This window comes from Streptomyces sp. NPDC039480 (assembly GCF_055597165.1).
Genome location: NZ_JBVITX010000012.1, coordinates 350,488 through 356,487, shown reverse-complemented (window position 1 = coordinate 356,487; position 6,000 = coordinate 350,488). Strand labels below are relative to the sequence as shown.

Below are 6,000 nucleotides of genomic sequence, written 5' to 3'. Positions count from 1 at the left end.
CTTCGGTGTTTCTTTTTGTTCTTCGTTCTTGCGTTTCCGACTCTATCAGACTCTTTCGTGTCCGATTTCCTCGGTGCCTTTCCGGTTCCCGCTCCTGCCTTTCGGCTTTCGCGTTTCCCTTTCCGGCGGTTCCGACTCTATCAGATCCTTTCGGGCCTGACTCCCAGTCAGCGGGGGGTGTCTTCGCGGCTGTTGGGCCGTTCCGACGAGTGAGACTTTAGCGGATTCCTGGCTCCCGAGCTAATCGGGGGCGTTCCTTCGAACGCGGATTCCTCATTTCGCAAATACGCATGAAAACAAACCGAAGGCGAGTCCCCGAAGGGCGCACGACGTCGATCGCTTGAATGGTTCTTGCGGAATGGCTGCCCGGGGACCGACCATGTGGTCGACGCTCACGTCGGGCAACTCGGAGAACACTACGTAGCGGCCCCGGGGGTGTCAACTCCTGACGAGGGCCCTCTGGAGGGCTACTCTGGCGGACGTGACTACACGTGCGTACGCCCAACTGTGGTGGGCCGCCTGACGGCGGCCGTACATACGCATGTACTCGACGGCCGCCGCTTCGGCGGCCGTTCTCGTTTCTCCCCCTGGAGGACCCGGAGCCCGGTCGTCGGGCCGGCGGTCCTGACCAGGAGGCGGAGAGATGACGAGGATCTTCAGCGGGGTCAAGCCGACGGGACACCTGACCCTGGGCAACTACCTGGGAGCCATCCGGCAGTGGGCTGAGGTCGATCAGTACCGGGCGGAGTCCCTCTTCAGCATTGTCGACCTGCACGCGCTGACCGTGGAGCACGATCCCGGGCGGGTGCGCAGGCTGAGTCGCCAGGCGGCGACGCTCCTGCTCGCGTCCGGGATCGATCCCGAGCGGGCCACCGTCTTCGTCCAGAGCCACGTGGACGAGCACGCCCGGCTCTCGTATCTGCTGGAGTGCGTCGCGTCGGACGGCGAGATGCGGCGGATGATCCAGTACAAGGAGAAGTCGGCGCTCGAGCAGGCGCGGGGCGGGAGCGTGCGGCTGTCGCTGCTCACCTATCCGGTGCTGATGGCGGCGGACATCCTGGCGTACGACGCCGACGAGGTGCCGGTCGGTGATGACCAGACCCAGCATGTGGAGCTGACGCGGGACCTGGCGGTGCGGTTCAACCAGCGCTACGGCCAGACGTTCGTGGTGCCGCGGGCCACGCCGCCGAAGGTCGCCGCGCGGGTCATGGATCTGCAGGACCCGACGTCGAAGATGGGCAAGTCCCACGAGGCGGGGGCCGGGATCATCTATCTGCTCGACGAGCCGGACGTGGTGCGCAAGAAGGTCATGCGGGCCGTCACGGACAGCGGCAGCGAGGTCGCGTTCGACCGGGAGTCCAAGCCGGGGGTCTCGAATCTGCTTGAGATCCTCGCGGCTTGCCGAGGTGGGAACCCGGAGGCCTTGAGCGGTGTATATGAGTCGTACGGCGCACTGAAAAAGGACACCGCCGAGGCCGTGGTGGAGCTTCTCAGGCCCGTGCAGGAGCGGCACAAGGAGCTGGTGGCGGATCCCCTATATGTAGAGGAGGTGTTGCGGCGGGGAGCTGAGCAAGCACGGGGCATGGCCAGGCCGACGGTGGACGGCGCCTATCGGGCGATCGGGCTGCTGCCGCCGGTGAGCGGCGCGCGGTAGGCGTGGGGGCCGGTGGCGAGGCGGGAGGACGCGTGGCGTCGCGCGTTCGCTGCCTCGCCGCCGGAGCCCCTGCGGCAAGCGGCGGCGGGGGGCCTCAGCTGTTGTTGCCGGTGGCGAGTTCGCGGCTGCGGTCGCGGGCCGCTTCGAGGGCTGCGATGAGGGCCGCGCGTACGCCGTGGTTCTCGAGCTCACGGATGGCGTTGATCGTCGTCCCTGCGGGGGACGTGACGTTCTCGCGGAGCTTCACCGGGTGCTCGCCGCTATCGCGGAGCATGACGGAGGCGCCGACCGCCGCCTGGACGATCAGGTCGTGGGCCTTGTCGCGGGGGAGGCCGAGGAGGATGCCCGCGTCGGTCATGGCCTCGACGAGGAAGTAGAAGTACGCGGGGCCGGAGCCGGACAGGGCCGTACAGGCGTCCTGCTGCGTCTCGGGGACACGGAGCGTCTTGCCGACGGCCCCGAAGATGGCCTCCGCGTGGGCGAGCGCGGCGGCGGAGGCGTGGCTGCCGGCGGAGATGACGGACATGCCTTCGTCGACGAGGACAGGAGTGTTGGGCATGACGCGGACGACAGGGGTGGACTCGGCAAGGCGCTCTTCGATGAAGGCGGTGGTGATACCGGCGGCGGCGCTGATGACCAAGCGGTCGGGGGTGACGTGCGGGGCGAGCTCGTCGAGCAGCTTGGCCATGTCCTGGGGCTTGCAGGCGAGGATCAGGGTGTCGGCCTGCTTGGCGGCGTCGGGGTTGCTGACGGGGGTGACGCCATAGCGGGTGCGGAGCTCGTCGGCGCGTTCCTGGCGGCGGGTGGTGACCAGCAGGTCGGCCGGTGCCCAGCCGCCGCGGATCATGCCGCTGAGCAGGGCTTCACCGATCTTTCCGGTGCCGAGGACTGCGACTTTCTGGCTCGTGCTGCTGCTCATGAACGGAGGCCTCCGGGGTTGCGTCGTCCGGGGACCATCCTCGCATTGGGGTGGCGGGAGCAGCGGTGGTGTCCGGTGGGCGGAACACCGAGGGGCAGTCCGAGGGGCAGTCCGGGGGGCGGTCCGGGGGTCAGGCGGTGCGGCGGCGCAGGGTGGCCGCGCCCAGGGCCAGGACAAGGAGTGCGCAGCCGGCGACGATGACGACGTCGCGCACGAAGTCGCCGCTGATGTCGGGGTGGTGGAGGACTTCGTTCATACCGTCGACGGCATACGACATGGGGAGGACGTTGGAGATCCATTCGAGGACCGGCTGCATGCTGTCGCGCGGGGCGAACAGGCCGCAGAGGAGCAGCTGGGGAAAGATCACCGCCGGCATGAACTGGACGGCCTGGAATTCGGAGGCGGCGAAGGCCGAGACGAAGAGTCCGAGGGCGGTGCCGAGGAGTGCGTCGAGCAGGGCGATCAGGAGCAGCAGCCAGGCGGAGCCTGTGACGTCCAGGCCGAGGACCCACAGGGCGAGTCCGGTGGCGAGGGTCGACTGGACGACGGCCAGGGCGCCGAAGGCGAGGGCGTAGCCGGCGATGAGGTCGCCTTTGCCCAGGGGCATGGCGAGGAGGCGTTCGAGGGTGCCGGAGGTGCGTTCGCGGAGGGTGGCGATCGAGGTGACCAGGAACATCGTGATGAGGGGGAAGATCCCGAGGAGCGAGGCGCCGATGGAGTCGAAGGTCTGCGGGCTGCCGTCGAAGACGTAGCGCAGCAGGAGCAGCATCACGCAGGGGACCAGGATCATCAGCGCGATGGAGCGCGAGTCGTGGCGGAGCTGGCGCAGGACTCGGGCGGCGGAGGCGAGGGTGCGGTAGGTGCTCATCGGGGGCTCCTGGGCGGGGCGGGGTGGCCGGTGTCGGCGGCGTCGACCAGGTGGAGGAAGGCTGCTTCGACCGTGTCGGAGTGGGTGCGGTCGCGCAGGGCGTCGGGGGTGTCGTCGGCGAGGAGCCGGCCTTCGCGCATGAGGAGGAGGCGGTGGCAGCGTTCCGCTTCGTCCATGACGTGGGAGGAGACGAGGAGGGTGGCGCCGCGGTCGGCGGCGATGGTGTGGAAGAGGTTCCAGAGGTCGCGGCGGAGCACGGGGTCGAGGCCGACGGTCGGCTCGTCGAGTACGAGGAGTTCGGGGGTGCCGAGGAGGGCGACCGCGAGGGAGACGCGGCTGCGCTGGCCGCCGGAGAGGTTGCCGGCCAGGGAGTCGGCGTGTGAGGCGAGGGCGACGTCGTCGAGGACGCGGGTGACGTGGTCGCGGCGGCGTTCGGCGGCGGTGCCGTGGCCGGGGTCGAGGACGGCCGCGAAGTAGTCGAGGTTCTGGCGGACGGTGAGGTCGTCGTAGACGGAGGGGTGCTGGGTGACGTAGCCGACGCGGGAGCGGAGGGCGGGGGCGCCCGCGGGGTGGCCGAGGACGTGCAGGGTGCCGGTGACCTTGGCCTGGGTGCCGACGATGGCGCGCATGAGGGTGGACTTGCCGCAGCCGGAGGGGCCGAGGAGTCCGGTGATCTGGCCGCGCGGGACGGTGAAGTCGAGGGCGCGCAGGACGGTGCGGGGGCCTCGGACGACGGTCAGTTCCTGGGCCAGCACGGCTGGGCTGTCGGGGCTGCGGGCGGGCGTGTCCGGGTGGACCGCCGGGAGTCTTTTATTCATCATGCGATGAATAATCCTCCCGGCGGTCGGCTCCGTCAAGGTGCTGTGGGGGCGTTGCGGGGTGTGGGGGTGTTGGGAGTTGTGGGGGCGTTGCGAGGTGTGGGGCGGGTGGCGACGAGGAGGTCCACGACGTAGCTCTCCTCGACGATCGCGTCCGGGAAGACCTTGAGCAGTTCCGCGCGCTCCGCGGCGAGGAAGGCGGCGGTGCGTTCCTCGCCGAGGACCAGGAAGGCGGAGTGCGTGCCAAGGTTGGCGAGGTGGGTGTCGAGCGGTACGCGGCGGCTCCAGTGGAGGCGGTCGCGGCGGAAGTCGAGTGCGGTCGTCAGGTCGCCGCGATCGCCGGCGCGGGCTGCCGTGCGGTCGGCCGTGTGGCGGGCCTCGTCGTCCGCGCCCTGGAAGCGGGCGATGCGGGCGGCCTGTGCGTCGAGCCATGGGGTGTCGTGGTCGTGGATGTTCCACCACAGGGCGAGGGCGCCGCCGGGGCGCAGCACGCGCAGGGCTTCCGGTACGGAGCGTTCCTGGTCCGTCCAGTGCCAGGCCTGGGCGTAGGTGATGAAGTCGGCCGAGGCGTCGGCCAGCGGGAGGGAGTTTCCGTCGCCGCGTACGAGGGGGACGTGCGGGAGTGTGGTGCGGAACTGCTGTGCCATCCCGGTTCCCGGTTCGACCGCGAGGACCTCGGCGCCCCGCTCGGCCAGCAGGGCGGTGGCGATGCCGGTGCCCGCGCCGACGTCCACCACGCGTGCGCCCGCGAGGGGGCGGCCCGCGAGGTGCTCGACGGCGTCGAAGAGGGCGGGCGGGTAGGAGGGGCGGTAGGCCGCGTACTGGGCGGCGGCCGCGTTGAAGGAGTGGGCGCGGGCGCGTGGAGAGGGCGCGGTGGAAGTCATGGGCCATCGTCGCGCGCGGAGCGACGAACGATCCAGACCCCCGCGCGCCGGCCTCACTGGCCGAGCCGAGCCGTGCCGAGCCGTGCCGAGCGAAGTCGGGCCGAGTCGAGTCGGAGCCGGGGCTACCCCCGGAGCGGTGACGTCGGCGTCAGCGCTTGCGCTTTTTGCGGGAAGGGTTGCCCGTGCGGCGGGAGGTGCGCTTTTCGTATTGGAGGCGGGCCGCCTCGTACTCCTCGCGGTGGAGTTTCTCGCCGGGGGCTTCCGAGAAGGAGCGGAAGAAGTGGGCGAGGAGGGTGCCGACGAAGCCGATGGTCATCAGAGAGCGGGCCGAGGCCTGGGATGCCGAGTCGTGGCGGCGCGTGAACCCGTCCCAGGTGCGGCGGAAGGCGGCTGCGCTGCAGATCGCGAACATCAGGACGACGAGCAGGTTCACGAACTGGCTGACGTCGGCGATGGTCAGGCCCTCGTAGGCGAAGCGCAGCACGAAGCAGCCGGCGACCGCCGCGGCCAGCGAGCCGACGGCGACGGCGACCCTGCGGGCGCCGTAGCCGCCGTCGTGGGCGACCCAGGTCGTCCCGAAGAAACGGATCGGCTCGGGCTGCGGGCCGGGTTCGGTGGCGCCGGAGGGGCGCGCCGGAGCGGTGGGGCCGTCTGTGCCGGTGGGACCTGGGGCGCCGGTGGGGCCTTGGATGCCGGTTTCTTCGCTCACCGTTTGATTATGGCCTGCGGTTGCGGGGTGTCCGGCGGCTCGGTTCATCAGAGTCAGCGGTTTCGGGTGGGGTCCTCGTGTGCAGGCGCGCCCTATTCGTCCCCCGCCTTGCCACGTCGGGCCGCTCGGCGGTTACTTTGGCTGCGTA

At 70.2% G+C, this 6,000-nt stretch carries 6 protein-coding genes; 1 reads left to right on the top strand and 5 read right to left on the bottom strand.

All coding sequences use genetic code 11. The features are described 5' to 3' along the window. The first annotated feature begins 643 nt into the window (after window positions 1-643). Window positions 644-1,654 carry a tryptophan--tRNA ligase gene (gene trpS, locus ACZ56E_RS33110; protein ID WP_471219827.1) on the top strand — a complete coding sequence of 337 codons (1,011 nt, stop codon included), beginning with the start codon at window positions 644-646 and terminating at the stop codon, window positions 1,652-1,654. 94 nt (window positions 1,655-1,748) lie between these two features. On the opposite strand, the gene proC is transcribed toward trpS, so the two are convergent. The 5 genes from proC to ACZ56E_RS33085 form a co-directional block, all read right to left on the bottom strand. After that, entirely contained in the window at window positions 1,749-2,573 is an 825-nt protein-coding gene (proC, locus tag ACZ56E_RS33105) for a pyrroline-5-carboxylate reductase (protein WP_471219825.1), read from the bottom strand. Between the two features lie 130 nt (window positions 2,574-2,703). Next, a complete protein-coding gene (locus ACZ56E_RS33100) occupies window positions 2,704-3,441 on the bottom strand; it encodes an ABC transporter permease (protein ID WP_471219823.1) in 738 nt (245 codons plus the stop codon). Further along, window positions 3,438-4,259: an ABC transporter ATP-binding protein gene (locus ACZ56E_RS33095; RefSeq protein WP_471219866.1), complete on the bottom strand. Its 822-nt coding sequence runs from the start codon at window positions 4,257-4,259 to the stop codon at window positions 3,438-3,440. The genes ACZ56E_RS33100 and ACZ56E_RS33095 overlap by 4 nt, the downstream gene beginning before the upstream one ends. 35 nt (window positions 4,260-4,294) lie before the next feature. Continuing rightward, window positions 4,295-5,143 carry a class I SAM-dependent methyltransferase gene (locus tag ACZ56E_RS33090; protein WP_471219821.1) on the bottom strand — a complete coding sequence of 283 codons (849 nt, stop codon included), beginning with the start codon at window positions 5,141-5,143 and terminating at the stop codon, window positions 4,295-4,297. Window positions 5,144-5,291: 148 nt separating this feature from the next. Next, window positions 5,292-5,852 (bottom strand): EamA/RhaT family transporter, encoded by a 561-nt coding sequence (locus ACZ56E_RS33085; protein WP_468608575.1) that lies wholly within the window; start codon window positions 5,850-5,852, stop codon window positions 5,292-5,294. Window positions 5,853-6,000: the final 148 nt, after the last annotated feature.

Coding starts and splice junctions, on each gene's coding strand:
- trpS (WP_471219827.1), top strand. CDS start 644: ATGACGAGGATCTTCAGCGGGGTCAAGCCGACGGGACACCTGACCCTG.
- proC (WP_471219825.1), bottom strand. CDS start 2,573: ATGAGCAGCAGCACGAGCCAGAAAGTCGCAGTCCTCGGCACCGGAAAG.
- ACZ56E_RS33100 (WP_471219823.1), bottom strand. CDS start 3,441: ATGAGCACCTACCGCACCCTCGCCTCCGCCGCCCGAGTCCTGCGCCAG.
- ACZ56E_RS33095 (WP_471219866.1), bottom strand. CDS start 4,259: ATGAATAAAAGACTCCCGGCGGTCCACCCGGACACGCCCGCCCGCAGC.
- ACZ56E_RS33090 (WP_471219821.1), bottom strand. CDS start 5,143: ATGACTTCCACCGCGCCCTCTCCACGCGCCCGCGCCCACTCCTTCAAC.